12 protein-coding genes and 1 tRNA gene are annotated in these 15,561 nt (G+C 60.5%); all 13 read right to left on the reverse strand.

Annotated features, from left to right (window positions below; all coding sequences use genetic code 11):
- The coding region (gene tuf / locus HY028_03065) for an elongation factor Tu (protein MBI3343840.1) at positions 1-142 on the reverse strand (142 nt) is incomplete at its 3' end.
- 12 nt (positions 143-154) lie between these two features.
- Positions 155-2,254 carry an elongation factor G gene (fusA, locus tag HY028_03070; GenBank protein MBI3343841.1) on the reverse strand — a complete coding sequence of 700 codons (2,100 nt, stop codon included), beginning with the start codon at positions 2,252-2,254 and terminating at the stop codon, positions 155-157.
- 48 nt (positions 2,255-2,302) lie between these two features.
- Positions 2,303-2,773: a 30S ribosomal protein S7 gene (gene rpsG / locus HY028_03075; GenBank protein ID MBI3343842.1), complete on the reverse strand. Its 471-nt coding sequence runs from the start codon at positions 2,771-2,773 to the stop codon at positions 2,303-2,305.
- Positions 2,774-2,866: 93 nt separating this feature from the next.
- The gene (gene rpsL, locus HY028_03080; protein ID MBI3343843.1) at positions 2,867-3,241 is read right to left on the reverse strand and encodes a 30S ribosomal protein S12; all 375 of its coding nucleotides are present in this window, start codon (positions 3,239-3,241) and stop codon (positions 2,867-2,869) included.
- Positions 3,242-3,525: 284 nt separating this feature from the next.
- Positions 3,526-7,746 (reverse strand): DNA-directed RNA polymerase subunit beta', encoded by a 4,221-nt coding sequence (gene rpoC, locus HY028_03085; protein MBI3343844.1) that lies wholly within the window; start codon positions 7,744-7,746, stop codon positions 3,526-3,528.
- Between the two features lie 96 nt (positions 7,747-7,842).
- Entirely contained in the window at positions 7,843-11,922 is a 4,080-nt protein-coding gene (gene rpoB / locus HY028_03090; GenBank protein ID MBI3343845.1) for a DNA-directed RNA polymerase subunit beta, read from the reverse strand.
- Between the two features lie 137 nt (positions 11,923-12,059).
- On the reverse strand, positions 12,060-12,431 hold the full coding sequence (gene rplL / locus HY028_03095) for a 50S ribosomal protein L7/L12 (GenBank protein ID MBI3343846.1): 372 nt from the start codon (positions 12,429-12,431) through the stop codon (positions 12,060-12,062).
- A 55-nt stretch (positions 12,432-12,486) separates the two neighbouring features.
- Positions 12,487-12,987, reverse strand: coding sequence for a 50S ribosomal protein L10 (gene rplJ / locus HY028_03100; GenBank protein MBI3343847.1), 501 nt, complete (start codon positions 12,985-12,987; stop codon positions 12,487-12,489).
- A gap of 195 nt (positions 12,988-13,182) precedes the next feature.
- Positions 13,183-13,878 carry a 50S ribosomal protein L1 gene (rplA, locus tag HY028_03105; GenBank protein ID MBI3343848.1) on the reverse strand — a complete coding sequence of 232 codons (696 nt, stop codon included), beginning with the start codon at positions 13,876-13,878 and terminating at the stop codon, positions 13,183-13,185.
- Positions 13,879-13,881: 3 nt separating this feature from the next.
- Complete coding sequence (rplK, locus tag HY028_03110) at positions 13,882-14,310, reverse strand: 50S ribosomal protein L11 (protein MBI3343849.1); 429 nt, start codon at positions 14,308-14,310, stop codon at positions 13,882-13,884.
- Between the two features lie 103 nt (positions 14,311-14,413).
- Positions 14,414-14,947 carry a transcription termination/antitermination protein NusG gene (gene nusG, locus HY028_03115; GenBank protein ID MBI3343850.1) on the reverse strand — a complete coding sequence of 178 codons (534 nt, stop codon included), beginning with the start codon at positions 14,945-14,947 and terminating at the stop codon, positions 14,414-14,416.
- Positions 14,948-14,951: 4 nt separating this feature from the next.
- A complete protein-coding gene (gene secE, locus HY028_03120) occupies positions 14,952-15,299 on the reverse strand; it encodes a preprotein translocase subunit SecE (protein ID MBI3343851.1) in 348 nt (115 codons plus the stop codon).
- A 63-nt stretch (positions 15,300-15,362) separates the two neighbouring features.
- Positions 15,363-15,438: transfer RNA gene (locus tag HY028_03125), tRNA-Trp, on the reverse strand.
- Positions 15,439-15,561: the final 123 nt, after the last annotated feature.

The following is a 15,561-nucleotide window of genomic DNA, read 5'->3' on the forward strand; positions in this document are numbered from 1 at the left end:
CGTAGGCTTTGTATTCACCGCCGTGCAGCCCTGCCATGACTTTGGTCAAGGCCGCCGTCAGGGTGGTCTTGCCATGGTCTACGTGGCCGATGGTGCCTACGTTTAAATGCGGCTTGGTCCGCTCAAATTTTGCCTTGGACACGGTACTCTCCTCTTATGATGCTTTCTTGATGACGGCTTCTGCAATACTGTTGGGTGCTTCAGCGTATTTCACGAATTCCATAGAATAGGTGGCGCGGCCCTGCGTCGCGGAACGGAGATCGGTGGAATAGCCAAACATCTCCTTGAGCGGCACCTCGGCGGTGACGATCTTGCCGGCGGGCGAGTCGTCGGTGCCTTGCACCAGTCCGCGCCTGCGGTTCAAATCACCCATCACAACACCCAGATAATCCTCGGGGGCCACTACCTCGACCTTCATGATCGGCTCAAGCAGCACCGGGCTGGCCTTCTTCACGCCTTCTTTAAGGCCCATGGATCCCGCGATCTTGAACGCCATTTCGTTCGAGTCCACGTCGTGGTAAGAACCGTCGAAGATCGTGACGCGGATGTCCACCAGCGGGAACCCGGCAATGACGCCGTTCTTCATCTGTTCCTGCACACCCTTGTCCACGGCCGGGATATATTCCCTGGGTACTACGCCGCCCACAATGCCATTGACGAATTCGTAGCCCGTGCCGGCCGGCAGCGGCTCGATCTTGAGCCAAACGTGGCCGTACTGACCGCGCCCGCCGGACTGGCGCACAAACTTGCCTTCCTGTTCCACGCCTTTGCGGATGGTCTCGCGGTAGGCGACCTGCGGCGCGCCGACATTGGCCTCGACGCTGAATTCGCGCTTCATGCGGTCCACGATAATTTCCAAATGCAGCTCGCCCATACCGGAGATGATGGTCTGACCGGACTCCTCGTCGGTGTGCACACGGAACGAAGGATCCTCGGCGGCGAGCTTGCTGAGCGCAACGCCCATCTTTTCCTGGTCGGCCTTGGTCTTGGGCTCGACGGCGACGGAGATCACCGGCTCCGGAAACTCCATACGCTCCAGGGTGATAACCTGCTTGAGGTCGCACAGGGTATCGCCGGTGCTGACGTTCTTGAGGCCGATCGCTGCGGCGATATCACCAGCGCGCACCTCTTTGATCTCCTCGCGGTTATTGGCGTGCATCTGTACGATACGGCCGATGCGCTCCTTGCTGTCCTTCACCGGGTTGTACAAGGCGTCACCGGAATTCAACACGCCTGAATAGACCCTGAAAAAGGTCAGCGTACCGACAAACGGGTCGGTCGCAATCTTGAAGGCCAGCGCCGCGAAGGGTTCCTCGTCCGAGGCATGACGCTCAGCGAGGGTTTCCGCAGCGTCGTCCAAATGACCTTTAATCGGGGGTTTATCTATGGGGGAAGGCAGGTATTCGATGACGGCGTCCAGCATGGCCTGTACGCCCTTGTTCTTGAACGCGGAGCCGCACAGTACCGGCACGATCTCGGACTTCAGGGTGCGCGCGCGCAGGCCCTTTTTGATTTCCTCATTGGTCAATTCTACACCATGAAGGTATTTCTCCATGGACTCTTCGGAACCCTCTGCGGCGGCCTCGATCAATTTTTCGCGCCACTCCTTGCAGGCGGCCAGCATGCCGGCCGGGACGTCGCGCTCATCGAACCGCATGCCTTGGGTGGCGTCGTCCCAATAAATGGCCTTCATCTTGACCAGGTCCACCACGCCCTCGTACTTCTCTTCCGCGCCGATGGGTAATTGCAGGGGCACCGCATTGGCGCCGAGACGCTTTTTGATCTGCTCTACGACGCGCAGAAAATCGGCGCCGGCGCGATCCATCTTGTTAACGAAGGCCAGGCGCGGTACGCCGTATTTATTGGCCTGCCGCCATACGGTTTCAGATTGCGGCTCCACGCCGCCGACCGCGCAGAACAGCATGCAGGCGCCGTCCAGCACACGCAGGGAACGCTCGACTTCGATGGTGAAGTCTACGTGCCCCGGGGTGTCGATAATATTGACGCGGTGTTCGGGAAAATTCTTGCCCATGCCGCTCCAGAAACAGGTGGTCGCGGCGGAGGTGATGGTAATCCCGCGCTCCTGCTCCTGCGGCATCCAGTCCATGGTGGCCGCGCCGTCATGCACCTCACCCATCTTGTGCGAGACACCGGTGTAAAAAAGCACGCGCTCGGTGGTCGTGGTCTTACCGGCGTCAATGTGGGCACTGATACCGATGTTCCGATAGCGTTCAATAGGGGTTTTACGTGGCACGACTGTATTCTCTATATATAAATCTAAATAAAATACTTAACTGCTGTGTTACCAGCGGTAGTGGGCAAAGGCCTTATTGGCCTCGGCCATACGATGAGTCTCCTCACGCTTTTTCACTGCTGCGCCCTTGCTCTCGTAGGCGTCCATAATCTCGCCCGCCAGGCGCATGCTCATGGATTTCTCGCCACGCTTGCGGGCCGCCTCGACCAGCCAGCGCATCGCCAGCGCGGTACGGCGCGCGGCGCGCACCTCGACCGGCACCTGATAGGTGGCTCCACCCACGCGGCGCGACTTGACCTCCACCATCGGGCGGACGTTTTCGAGCGCCTTGCCGAGCACTTCCATGGGTTCGCCCTTGCTCTTGGTTTCCACCTGGCCGAGCGCACCGTAGATGATCTTTTCCGCCACGGATTTTTTGCCGCTGTCCATGACTACGTTGATAAACTTGGCCAGCATCTCGCTCCCGTACTTGGGGTCCGGGATGACTATCCGTTTTGCGGCGACTCGTCTTCTTGGCATGCTTACACCTGTTACCTTTGTTTTCCTACATACAAGTGAGGAGTAAGGCGTGAGGCGTAACCCCTCACGCCTCACGCCTTACTCCTCACGTTTTTACGACTTGGGCCGTTTCGCGCCGTACTTGGAGCGGCCCTGACGCCGGGCGGTGACGCCCGAGGTGTCCAGACTGCCGCGCACGGTATGGTAGCGCACGCCCGGCAGGTCCTTGACGCGCCCGCCGCGGATCAATACCACGGAGTGCTCCTGGAGATTGTGCCCCTCACCGCCGATGTAGCTGCTCACTTCCATGCCGTTGGTGAGGCGCACACGCGCCACCTTACGCAAGGCCGAGTTGGGCTTTTTAGGCGTAGTGGTATAAACGCGGGTGCACACGCCGCGCTTTTGCGGGCACTGGGCCAACGCGGGGACAGTGCTCTTGGCCTGCTGCCGCAAGCGCGGCTTGCGTACCAATTGATTAGTGGTTGACATAATGCTCCGGCTCGGTAACGCTTGGTGAACGCGCTTCTCTACAAGTTAAAGCGTCTTTAACGCTATAAAAAACAAAAAACGAGACACAACGCCCGCATCGCGGACGGGCGTCCCAAACTCACCCATCAAAGAAGCGAGATTGTAGTTTTAGAAGGGGTGCCCTGTCAAGCAGATACGCCCCTTTAGACCCGGTTCCACGCAAAGACGCAAAGCCGCTAAGGTATTATCATCAAGCCCTTTGCGTGCTTGGCGGCTTGGCGTGATTATGGCCCGGTTCCGCCCAGTCAGGCCTGCGAGGCGCGCATGGCCTGGTCCAGGGTCTCCACGCTGTCGCCGCTGATCTCCGCGGTGACCACGTCCGTAGGCGCCTGCTCACGCGGCGCACCGTGGCGTTTACGGTGACGCTCCGCGTGATAGGCCAGGCCTGTCCCCGCCGGGATCAGACGCCCTACGATGACGTTTTCCTTGAGCCCGCGCAGCTCATCCCACTTGCCGCTCACCGAGGCCTCGGTCAACACGCGGGTGGTCTCCTGGAACGAGGCCGCGGAGATGAAGGACTGGGTCGCCAGCGAGGCCTTGGTGATACCCAGCAGGATCGGTTCGTAGGCGGCCGGTTGCTTGCCTTCGGCGGTGACCCGCTGATTCTCTTCCAGGATGCGCGGACGATCCACCTGTTCACCCCTGAGGAACTTGGTATCTCCGGACGCCGTCACTTCCACCTTGCGCAACATCTGGCGCACGATCACCTCGATGTGCTTGTCGTTGATCTTCACGCCCTGCAACCGGTAAACGTCCTGCACCTCGTTGACGATGTAATTGGCCAGCGCCGGCACGCCCAGCAAACGCAGGATATCGTGCGGGGCGGGCGGGCCGTCCGCGATCACCTCGCCGCGCTCCACGTGCTCGCCCTCGAACACGGTAACGTGACGCCACTTCGGGATCAGTTCTTCATGGGTTTCACCGTCCGGGCCGGTGATAATCAACCGCTGCTTGCCCTTGGTGTCCTTGCCGAAGCTGATGGTGCCGGAGATCTCGGCGAGGATCGCCGGTTCCTTGGGCTTGCGCGCCTCGAACAGATCCGCCACACGCGGCAGACCGCCGGTGATGTCGCGGGTCTTGGAGGATTCCTGCGGGATACGCGCGATGACGTCGCCTACGCCCATGCGCGAGCCGTCTTCCACGCTCACGATGGCCCCGGCGGGCAGATAATAATGCGCCGGGATGTCGGTGCCGGCGATGGACAGATCCTTGCCCTTTTCATCCACCAGCTTCACCATCGGACGCAGGTCCTTGGCGCTCGCGGCGCGCTGTTTGGGATCGGTGACCACCATGCTGGTGAGGCCGGTGACCTCGTCGGCCTGCCGATGAACGGTGACGCCCTCGACAAAGTCGCTGAACTTGATGCGGCCCGCCACCTCGGTAATCACGGGGTGGGTGTGGGGGTCCCAGTGCGCCACGATCTGGCCTGGCGCCACCTCGTCGCTTTCGCTGACCGTCAGCACCGCGCCGTAAGGCACGCGGTAACGCTCGCGCTCCCGGCCGAACTCGTCCACCAGGGTAAGCTCTCCGGAACGCGACACGGCGACGTAATTGCCGCTCTGGTGCTGCACCAGCTTGATGTTATGCAGCTTGACCTTGCCCTTGGATTTGATCTCCACGCTGTTGACCGCGGCCGCGCGTGACGCCGCGCCGCCGATGTGGAAGGTGCGCATGGTGAGCTGCGTACCCGGTTCGCCGATGGATTGCGCCGCGATGACGCCGACCGCCTCGCCGATATTGATCGGGTGACCGCGACCGAGGTCGCGCCCGTAACAGGCGCGGCAGATGCCGTGTTGCGTCTCGCAGGTGATCGGCGAGCGCACCTTGATCTGGTCTATGCTGAGATCTTCGAGCTTGTCCACCCAGCGCTCGTCCAGCAGCGTCCCGGCGGGGACGGCGATCTTCTTGGAGCCCGGCGCCGGCACATCCTCGGCCGTGACGCGGCCGAGCACACGTTCGCGCAAGGGCTCAACCACGTCGCCGCCCTCGATGAGCGGGCTCATGGTAAGACCCTGGCGAGTGCCGCAATCATCTCCTGTCACGACGAGATCCTGCGCCACGTCCACCAGACGCCGGGTGAGATAACCGGAGTTGGCGGTCTTGAGCGCGGTATCGGCAAGACCCTTGCGCGCACCGTGGGTGGAGATGAAGTATTGCAACACGTCCAGACCCTCACGGAAATTGGCGGTGATCGGCGTCTCGATGATGGAGCCGTCCGGCTTGGCCATCAGGCCGCGCATACCGGCCAACTGACGGATCTGGGCGGCGCTGCCGCGGGCGCCGGAGTCGGCCATCATATAAATGGAGTTGAACGAGGCCTGCCTGACGGGCTTGCCGGCCTTGTCCTTGACCATCTCCGTGCCCAGCTTGTCCATCATGGCCTTGGCGACCTGGTCATTGGTGTGCGACCAGATATCCACGACCTTGTTATAGCGCTCGCCGTTGGTGACCAGACCGGAGGCGTATTGGTTTTCGATTTCTTTTACCTCTTTCTCGGCGGCGCCGATGATCTTGCCCTTCTCATCCGGCACGACCATGTCATCCACACCGATGGAGACCCCGGAACGGGTGGCCTGGGCGAAACCGGTGTACATGAGCTGGTCGGCCAGCACGACGGTCTCCTTCAGACCGACCGTCCGGTAACAGGCGTTGATCAGCCGCGAGATGGCCTTCTTGGTCATGTTCTGATTGACGGCGTCGAACGGCATACCTTCGGGCAGCAACTCGAACAACAGGGCGCGGCCCACGGTGGTGTCCGCCAGCCGGGTGCTGCGATGCCTTTCCCCCGCGTCATCAATCCGGGTCTCGTTGATGCGCACCTTAACCTTGGCCTGCAGTTGGACGGCGCGGGTCTCGTAGGCGCGGTGCACCTCGGCGAGGTCCGCGAACACCATCCCCTCACCCTTGGCATTCACACGCTCGCGGGTCATGGAGTACAAGCCCAGCACCACGTCCTGCGAAGGCACGATGATGGGTTCGCCGTTGGCGGGCGAAAGAATATTGTTGGTGGACATCATGAGCGTGCGCGCTTCAAGCTGGGCCTCGAGCGAGAGCGGCACGTGCACCGCCATCTGGTCGCCGTCAAAGTCGGCGTTGAACGCAGTACAAACGAGCGGGTGCAACTGGATCGCCTTGCCCTCGATCAGCACCGGTTCAAAGGCCTGAATGCCCAAACGGTGCAGGGTAGGCGCGCGGTTCATCATCACCGGATGTTCGCGGATGACCTCTTCGAGAATATCCCACACCTCCGGCCCCTCGCGCTCGACGATTTTTTTGGCCGCCTTGATGTTGGTGGCGAGCCCACGCCGTTCGAGCTTGCTGAAGATGAAAGGCTTGAACAATTCGAGCGCCATCTTCTTGGGAAGCCCGCATTGATGCAGGCGCAGCGTCGGCCCGACCACGATCACCGAACGGCCGGAATAATCCACGCGCTTGCCGAGCAGGTTCTGGCGGAAGCGGCCCTGCTTGCCCTTGATCATGTCGGCGAGCGACTTGAGGGCGCGCTTGTTGGAACCGGTGATCGCCTTGCCGCGCCGGCCGTTGTCGAGCAGCGCGTCCACCGCCTCTTGCAGCATACGCTTTTCATTGCGCACGATGATGTCGGGCGCATTCAAATCGAGCAGCCGTTTCAGACGATTATTGCGGTTGATGACGCGCCGGTAAAGATCATTGAGGTCGGAGGTCGCAAAGCGGCCGCCGTCGAGCGGCACCAGGGGGCGCAATTCCGGCGGCAACACCGGCAGTACCCTGAGCACGATCCACTCCGGCTTGTTGCCGGATCCGATGAAGGCCTCCAGCAGCTTCAGGCGCTTGGAGAGTTTTTTGATCTTGGTCTCGGAACCGGAGCCGGCCAGCTCCTCGCGGATCTTGACGACCTCGGCCTTGAGATCCATGCTTTTCAGCAGTTCGTAGACCGCCTCGGCGCCCATGCGGGCATCGAACTCGTCGCCGTTTTCCTCGATGGCCTCGAGATAGGCCTCGTCGGAGAGCAACTGCCCGCGCTCCAGCGTGGTCATGCCGGGGTCCACCACCACAAAGCTTTCGAAATACAGCACGCGCTCAATGTCGCGCAGCGTCATATCGAGCAGCAGACCGATGCGCGAGGGCAGCGACTTCAAAAACCAGATGTGCGCGACCGGGCTGGCGAGCTCGATATGGCCCATGCGTTCGCGGCGCACCTTGGCGAGCGTCACTTCGACGCCGCACTTTTCGCAAATCACGCCGCGATGTTTGAGGCGTTTGTATTTACCGCACAGGCATTCATAATCCTTGACCGGGCCGAAGATCTTGGCGCAGAACAGGCCGTCGCGTTCCGGCTTGAAGGTGCGGTAATTGATGGTCTCGGGCTTCTTGACCTCGCCGAAGGACCAGGAGCGGATCTTCTCCGGCGAGGCGAGCCCGATGCGGATGGCGTCGAACTCTTCGACCTGCTCTTGCTGCTTCAACAAATTCATTAAATCTCTCATGGTCTCTCTCCTGCTGCGGCGTATATGTGGAGCGAATGGATTCGTTGTAGGGCCGAATTCATTCGGCCGACATCGTGCGAATGAATTCGCACCTACCTAGGTTTGCTCCAATTCGATGTCTATCCCCAGCGAACGAATCTCTTTAATCAACACATTAAACGACTCGGGCATGCTGGGTTCCATACGGTGATCGCCGTCCACGATGTTTTTGTACATCTTGGTGCGGCCCGCCACGTCGTCCGATTTGACGGTGAGCATCTCCTGCAGGGTGTAGGCGGCGCCATACGCCTCGAGCGCCCACACCTCCATCTCTCCGAAGCGCTGGCCGCCGAACTGGGCCTTGCCGCCCAGCGGTTGTTGAGTGACCAGACTGTACGGGCCCGTGGAGCGCGCATGCATCTTGTCGTCCACCAGATGGTTGAGCTTGAGCATGTACATATAGCCCACCGAGATGGGACGATCGAAGGACTCGCCGGTGCGCCCGTCATAGAGCGTGGTCTGACCGCTCAGCGGCAGACCGGCGAGCTCCAGCATGTGCTTGATCTCCTGCTCGGCGGCGCCGTCGAACACCGGCGTGGCCATCGGGACGCCGTCGCGCAGGTTGTGGGCCAGCGTCAAGGTCTCTTCATCGGATAGAGATTTCAGATCCTCTTTCTTGCCGCTCGAGTTGTAGATGTTGTCCAGGAACTTGCGCACCTCGGAGGTCTTGCGGTGCTGATCGAGCATCTGACCTATCTTTATGCCCAGCCCCTTGGCCGCCCAGCCCAAGTGGATCTCCAGCACCTGGCCCACGTTCATGCGCGAAGGCACGCCCAGGGGATTCAGCACCAGATCCACCGGTGTGCCATCCGCCATGTAAGGCATGTCTTCGACCGGCACGATCATCGAGACCACGCCCTTGTTCCCGTGTCGGCCGGCCATCTTGTCACCGGGCTGAATGCGGCGGCGCACGGCCATATAGACCTTGACCATCTTAAGCACGCCGGGGCCGAGGTCATCACCGGAGGTGAGCTTGGCGCGCTTTTCCTCGAACCGCGCATCGAAATCCTTACGCTGTTGCTTGATCTGTTCGCTCACCAGCTCCAGTTGATCGCTGGCCTCTTCATTGCGCAGCCTGATATCAAACCATTTTTCACGCGCGACCTCACTCAGGTAGCCCTTGGTGATCTTGGCGCCGGCCTTGAGCCCCTTGGGGCCTCCCTCCGCGGTCTTGCCCACCAGCATCTTTTCGATACGCTGGTAGATGTCATCCTCCATGATGCGCAACTGGTCGTGCAGATCCTTCTTGACCTTGGCGAGCTCGGCATTCTCGATGGCCTGGGCGCGTTCGTCCTTTTCCACGCCGTCGCGGGTGAAGACCTGCACGTCTATGACCGTGCCGATCATCCCGGAGGGGACGCGCAAGCTCGTGTCTTTAACGTCCGACGCCTTCTCGCCGAAGATGGCGCGCAGCAGTTTTTCTTCCGGCGTAAGCTGGGTCTCGCTCTTGGGCGTTACCTTGCCGACCAGAATGTCGCCCGGCTTTACCTCTGCGCCGATATAGACGATGCCCGACTCATCCAGCTTGGCGAGCGCGCCCTCACCGACGTAGGGGATGTCGCGGGTGATCTCCTCGGAACCCAGCTTGGTGTCGCGGGAAACGCAACTCAGCTCTTCGATATGAATGGTGGTGAAGCGCTCCTCCTCCACCACACGCTCGGAGATCAAGATGGAGTCCTCGAAGTTATAACCGTTCCAGGGCATGAAGGCGACCAGCACGTTTTGACCCAGCGCGAGTTCGCCCAGATCCGTGGACGGGCCGTCGGCGAGCACGTCGCCGCGCGCGATCACGTCGCCGATCTTGACCAGCGGGCGCTGATTGATGCAGGTGTTCTGATTGGAGCGCGTGTATTTGGTGAGATTATAAATGTCCACACCGGGTTCGCCGGCCGCGGTCTCCTCGTCGTTGACGCGCACCACGATGCGTCCCGCGTCCACCGAGTCCACCACGCCGCCGCGGCGCGCGACGACCGTCACGCCGGAATCCTTGGCTACCGGCCACTCCATGCCGGTACCCACCAGCGGCTTCTCGGTGCGCAGGGTCGGGACGGCCTGACGCTGCATGTTGGAACCCATCAAGGCGCGGTTGGCGTCGTCGTGCTCCAGGAAGGGGATGAGCGAGGCCGCCACCGAAACAATCTGTTTGGGCGACACGTCCATATAATTCACCTTGTCGGGCGTGGACAGGGTGAATTCATTCTCGTGCCGGCTGGAAACCAGCTCGTCTATCAGGCGACCTTTTTCGTCCAGCGTGGCGTTGGCCTGGGCGATGACGTATTGACCTTCCTCGATGGCGGAAAGGTATTCGATCTTGTTGGTGACCTTGCCGTCCCCGACCTTGCGGTACGGGGTTTCCAGGAAGCCGTATTCGTTGGTCCGCGCATACACGGCGAGCGAGTTGATCAGGCCGATGTTCGGACCTTCCGGCGTCTCGATCGGACACACCCGCCCGTAGTGCGTGGGGTGCACGTCGCGCACCTCGAAGCCCGCGCGCTCGCGGGTCAGGCCGCCCGGCCCCAGGGCCGAAACGCGGCGCTTGTGAGTGACCTCGGAGAGCGGGTTGTTTTGATCCATGAATTGCGACAACTGGCTGGAACCGAAGAATTCCTTGATCGCCGCCGCGACCGGTTTGGCGTTGATCAACTCGTGCGGCATCAGACCTTCCGACTCGGCCAGGCTCAAGCGCTCCTTCACGGCGCGCTCGACGCGCACCAGGCCGATGCGGAACTGGTTCTCCACCATCTCGCCCACGCAGCGGATGCGGCGATTGCCGAGGTGATCAATATCATCCACGGTGCCGCTGCCGTTCTTGATGTCTATCAGCACCTTCAGCACGGAGATGATGTCCTGCTTCGACAGCACACCGGAGCCGGTGGTCTCTTTAACCCCCACGCGGCGGTTGAACTTCATGCGGCCGACCGGCGACAGGTCATAGCGGTCGCTGCTGAAAAACAGATTATTGAACAGCACCTGCGCAGCTTCTTTGCTGGGCGGCTCGCCGGGCCGCATCATGCGGTAGATCTCGATCTGGGCCTCGGCGGCGGTGCGGGTGCTGTCTACGCGCAGGGTATCGGAAATATAACTGCCGCGATCCAGGTCGTTGGTGAACAGCGTCTTGATCTCCTGCATGCCCGCCTTGCGGAGCTTGTTCAGCAGATCAAGCGAAACGACATCATTGGCGTTGGCTATGATTTCGCCGGTCTCCTTGTCTATCAAGTTATGCGCCAGCACCTTGCCGATCAAATAGTCCTGCGGCGCCTCGAGCGTCTTGAGACCGATCTTCTCCATGTCACGGATATGGCGCGCGGTGATGCGCCGGCCGGACTCCACAAGAACCTTGCCCTTGTTGTCCTTGATATCGAACGTGGCCATCTCGCCGCGTAAGCGGCTCGGCACCAGATCGAGCTTGATAACCTCTTTGACCAGTCTGAAGGTGTTGGTCTCGAAGAAGATCTCCAGCACCTGTTCGGTCGTGTAATCGAGCGCGCGCAGCAATACCGACGCGGGCAACTTGCGGCGCCGGTCTATGCGCACGAACACCAGATCCTTGGGATCGAATTCGAAGTCCAGCCACGAGCCGCGGTAGGGGATGATGCGCGCCGAGAACAGCAGCTTGCCGGAAGAGTGGGTCTTGCCCTTGTCGTGATCGAAGAATACGCCGGGCGAGCGGTGCAACTGCGACACGATGACGCGCTCGGTGCCGTTGATGACAAAGGTGCCGTTTTCGGTCATCAGGGGCAGCTCGCCCATGTAGACCTCTTGCTCACGGATGTCCTTTACGACGGGCTTGTCGCTGGGCGCTTCCTTGTCGTAGATGACCAGCCGCACCTTCACCCGCAGCGGCGCGGCGTAGGTCATGCCGCGCATCTGGCACTCCTTCACGTCGAATACCGGCGCGCCCAGGCGATAGCTGACGTATTCCAACGCGGCGTTGCCGGAGTAACTGGTGATCGGAAACACCGACCTGAAGGCCGCATGCAATCCGTGCTCCTGCCGTTTCTCGGCAGTCACCTCCTCCTGCAAAAAACTGCGATACGAATCCAGTTGGATGGCCAGCAGATACGGCACTTCCAAAATGCTGGGACGCTTACCGAAATTCTTGCGTATGCGCTTTTTTTCAGTGAAAGAGTAGGTCATGATTGCTCCTCAAAATAGGGGCCAGGAACCGGCAACGCCAAAAGGCCGGTGGCTTGCGCCACCAGCCGAACGGGAGATAAGCAGGCCGAATGAATTCGGCCCTACCTCCATAAGAAATGGACAACGGGCCAACAGGGCTACTTGATCTCGACCGCAGCGCCTGCTTCCTCCAGTTGCTTTTTGATATCTTCGGCGTCTTTCTTGGGGATACCCTCTTTAACCACCGAGGGCGCGCCTTCCACCAGATCCTTCGCCTCCTTCAGGCCCAGACCCGTGATGGTGCGGATCACCTTGATGACGCCGACCTTGTTCTCGCCGAACTTGGTCATGGTGACGGTGAACTCGGTCTGCTCTTCCGCCGCTGGACCCGCGCCCGCCGCAGGACCCGCAGCCACCGCGACCGCCGCGGACACACCGAACTTTTCCTCCATCGCCGAGATCAGGTCTACTATATCAACGACGGTCATGTTCCCGACGGTTTCTAAAATCTGCTCTTTGGTTACAGCCATGTCAGTGCTCCTGAATAAATTAAATTAAAAGTTGCGTAAAATGTGAGAGTGCGGATTATGCAGCGGCAGCGGACTTTTGATCCCGCACCGCGGCCAGCGTGCGAACCAGTTTGCCAACCGGCGCCTTCATCACCGCCAACAACATGCTGAGCGCTACGTTGCGGCTCGGCATCTTGGCCAGCCTCTGAAGCTCGGCCGGGGTCAGCAGTTTGCCGTTAAAGGCGCCCGCCTTGATGATGAGACGGTTGAACTCCTTGGCGAAATCGCTCATCACCCTGGGCGCGCTGGTAGCGTCCTCGGTGGAGAAGGCCAGCATCAGCGGGCCCGTCAGCGTATCCTGCAGGCACTCGTACTCCGTCTTCTCGACGGCGCGCCGCGCCAGGGTGTTGCGCACCACGCGCAGATACACTCCGGCCTTGCGCGCCTCCGCACGCAGGCGGGTCAGTTCGCCCGCCGTCAGGCCACGGTATTCAGCGGCGACCGCGGACTTGGCGCTTCCCGCCACCTCCGCCACCTCTGTCACGATGGCCTTTTTGCCTTCTAAATTGAGACTCATACTTTTACTCCTCTCCTGGGGGTCAACACGAGACGGGTCGTCCGGACCCGCCCCTCCTTACGGCGACCGCAACCAGGGAGTACCTGATTTGGTGACACCGTCTGCGCAGGAAATTAAGCGTTCGGACATCAACACCCTCACACACCTGCGGTCTTCGACTAAATCCCCCCTCGCTAGTGGCCGAAGGCCGGGGATTTATACTGCTAAACTCGACTGATCTATCACAATCCCCGGCCCCATGGTGCTGGAGAGCGTGATTTTCTTAAGATAGATGCCCTTGGCGGTGCTCGGCCTTGATTTGTTGAGATCGGCGAGCAGCGCCTGCAGATTCTCGCGTATGGCGGGCGCCTCGAAAGACGCCTTGCCGATGGTGCACTGCACGATCCCCGCCTTGTCCGCGCGGTAACGCACCTGGCCGGCCTTGGCGTTCTTGACTGCTCCCGCCACATCGGCCGTCACCGTGCCCACCTTGGGATTGGGCATCAGGCCGCGCGGGCCCAACACCTGGCCGAGCTGGCCCACCACGCGCATCGCGTCGGGGGTAGCGATCACCACGTCGAAATCCATAGCGCCGGCCTTGATGGTCGCCGCAAGGTCATCGAAACCCACGATGTCGGCGCCCGCCGCCTTGGCGGCCTCAGCATTGGCGCCCTGGGCGAACACCGCCACCCGCACCGACTTGCCTATTCCATTGGGCAGCACCGTGGAACCGCGCACCACCTGATCGGACTTCTTGGGATCTATGCCCAAGTTAATGCTCACGTCCACGGACTCGGCGAATTTTGCCGTGGCGCATTCCTTCAAGAGGCGCAGCGCCTCGTCTACGGGGTACTGCTTACCGGGCTTGAGCTTCTCGCGGTAGGCCTTGATGCGCTTCGCTAATCCAGGCATGGCTTATAGCTCCGTCTCGATGCCGATGCTGCGCGCACTGCCCGCGATGGTGCGCACGGCGGCATCCAGATCCGCGGCCGTGAGGTCGGGCGTCTTGGTCTTGGCGATCTCCTCGAGCTGCGCGCGGCTCACCTTACCCACCTTCACGCTGTTGGGCGTCTTGCTGCCGCTCTCGATCCCTGCCGCCTTCTTGAGCAGAATCGAAGCGGGCGGTGTCTTGGTGACGAAGGTGAAGCTGCGATCACTGTACACGGTGATCACCACCGGGATCGGCAGACCGGGCTCCAGCCCTTGGGTCTGGGCATTGAAGGCCTTGCAGAACTCCATGATGTTGACGCCGCGCTGGCCGAGCGCAGGCCCGACCGGCGGACTGGGGTTGGCCTGACCGGCCTTGACCTGCAATTTAACGTAGGCCTCTATTTTCTTTGCCATAACTTACTCCTTCAGTGGGTAGTAACGCCTGGTTAGGGCTCCCCTGTTAAAAAACTGTAGGGCCGAATTCATTCGGCCTGGTGCGAATGAATTCGCACCTACATCAGGCTTTCTCCACCTGACTAAACTCCAACTCCACCGGCGTGGAGCGGCCGAAGATCAGCACCGCAACGCGCAACCGGCTCTTTTCGTAGTTGACCTCTTCCACCACGCCGTTGAAGTCGTTGAACGGCCCGTCAATCACGCGCACCACTTCACCCGGCTCGAACAGCACCTTGGGACGCGGCTTGTCGGCGCCCTCGTGTACCCGCTGCAAGATCGCCTGCGCTTCCTTTTCCGTGATCGGCGCCGGCTTGTCGCTGGTGCCGCCGATGAAACCCATCACCTTGGGGACATCCTTCACCAGATGCCAGGTGTCGTCATTCATCTCCATCTGCACCAGCACGTAGCCGGGAAAGAATTTGCGCTCGCTCTTGCGCTTTTGCCCCTCGCGCATCTCCACCACTTCTTCGGTGGGCACCAGAATCTCGCCGAACTTGTCCTGCATGCTGCTGCGCTCGACGCGCTCTTTCAGCGAGTTTTTCACCTGGCTTTCAAAACCGGAATAAGCATGCACTACATACCATCGCAATGCCATGCGCTCAGCCTCCTTGACGGGTCAGCCACTGCACCGACCCCAGCAATACCATATCGAGAAGCCAAAGCACGATGGCCACCACTATGACTACGACAAACACCACCAGGGTGGTTTGGGTTGTCTCCTTGCGGGTAGGCCACACCACGCGGCGTATCTCATTACGGGATTCAATAGCAAATCCCCAGCCCGCGCGCCCCACCTCGGTCTGCAGCGCGATCATCACCGCGATGCCTGTCGCCGCCAGCAGCCCCAGAACACGCACCAGCTTGGACTGATCCGCAAACCAATAAAAAGCCACGATTGCACCCAGCAGGAACGCAATCGCCACCACCAACTTAATCTTGTCCGCCATGTTCTGCTTGGCCGGATGAATTCGGCCCTACAACTCCTTAGTTTGTCCTTGATGCCGCCAGTATGGCAGGCCAGGAGGGAATCGAACCCCCAACCTGCGGTTTTGGAGACCGCCGCTCTGCCAATTGAGCTACTGGCCTATTTAAAACAGATACAAGATACAAGTTTCAAGATACAAGTAATAACAAAGAGACAAGGGGTTTACTTGTATCTTGTATCTTTTCCCTTGTATCTATTATTCAATAATCTTCGAGACCACACCC

It is taken from the genome of Gammaproteobacteria bacterium, assembly GCA_016195665.1.
Lineage (GTDB): Bacteria > Pseudomonadota > Gammaproteobacteria > SURF-13 > SURF-13 > JACPZD01.

Coding starts and splice junctions, on each gene's coding strand:
- rpsG (MBI3343842.1), bottom strand. CDS start 2,773: ATGCCAAGAAGACGAGTCGCCGCAAAACGGATAGTCATCCCGGACCCC.
- rpsL (MBI3343843.1), bottom strand. CDS start 3,241: ATGTCAACCACTAATCAATTGGTACGCAAGCCGCGCTTGCGGCAGCAG.
- rpoC (MBI3343844.1), bottom strand. CDS start 7,746: ATGAGAGATTTAATGAATTTGTTGAAGCAGCAAGAGCAGGTCGAAGAG.
- rpoB (MBI3343845.1), bottom strand. CDS start 11,922: ATGACCTACTCTTTCACTGAAAAAAAGCGCATACGCAAGAATTTCGGT.
- rplL (MBI3343846.1), bottom strand. CDS start 12,431: ATGGCTGTAACCAAAGAGCAGATTTTAGAAACCGTCGGGAACATGACC.
- rplJ (MBI3343847.1), bottom strand. CDS start 12,987: ATGAGTCTCAATTTAGAAGGCAAAAAGGCCATCGTGACAGAGGTGGCG.
- rplA (MBI3343848.1), bottom strand. CDS start 13,878: ATGCCTGGATTAGCGAAGCGCATCAAGGCCTACCGCGAGAAGCTCAAG.
- rplK (MBI3343849.1), bottom strand. CDS start 14,310: ATGGCAAAGAAAATAGAGGCCTACGTTAAATTGCAGGTCAAGGCCGGT.
- nusG (MBI3343850.1), bottom strand. CDS start 14,947: ATGGCATTGCGATGGTATGTAGTGCATGCTTATTCCGGTTTTGAAAGC.
- secE (MBI3343851.1), bottom strand. CDS start 15,299: ATGGCGGACAAGATTAAGTTGGTGGTGGCGATTGCGTTCCTGCTGGGT.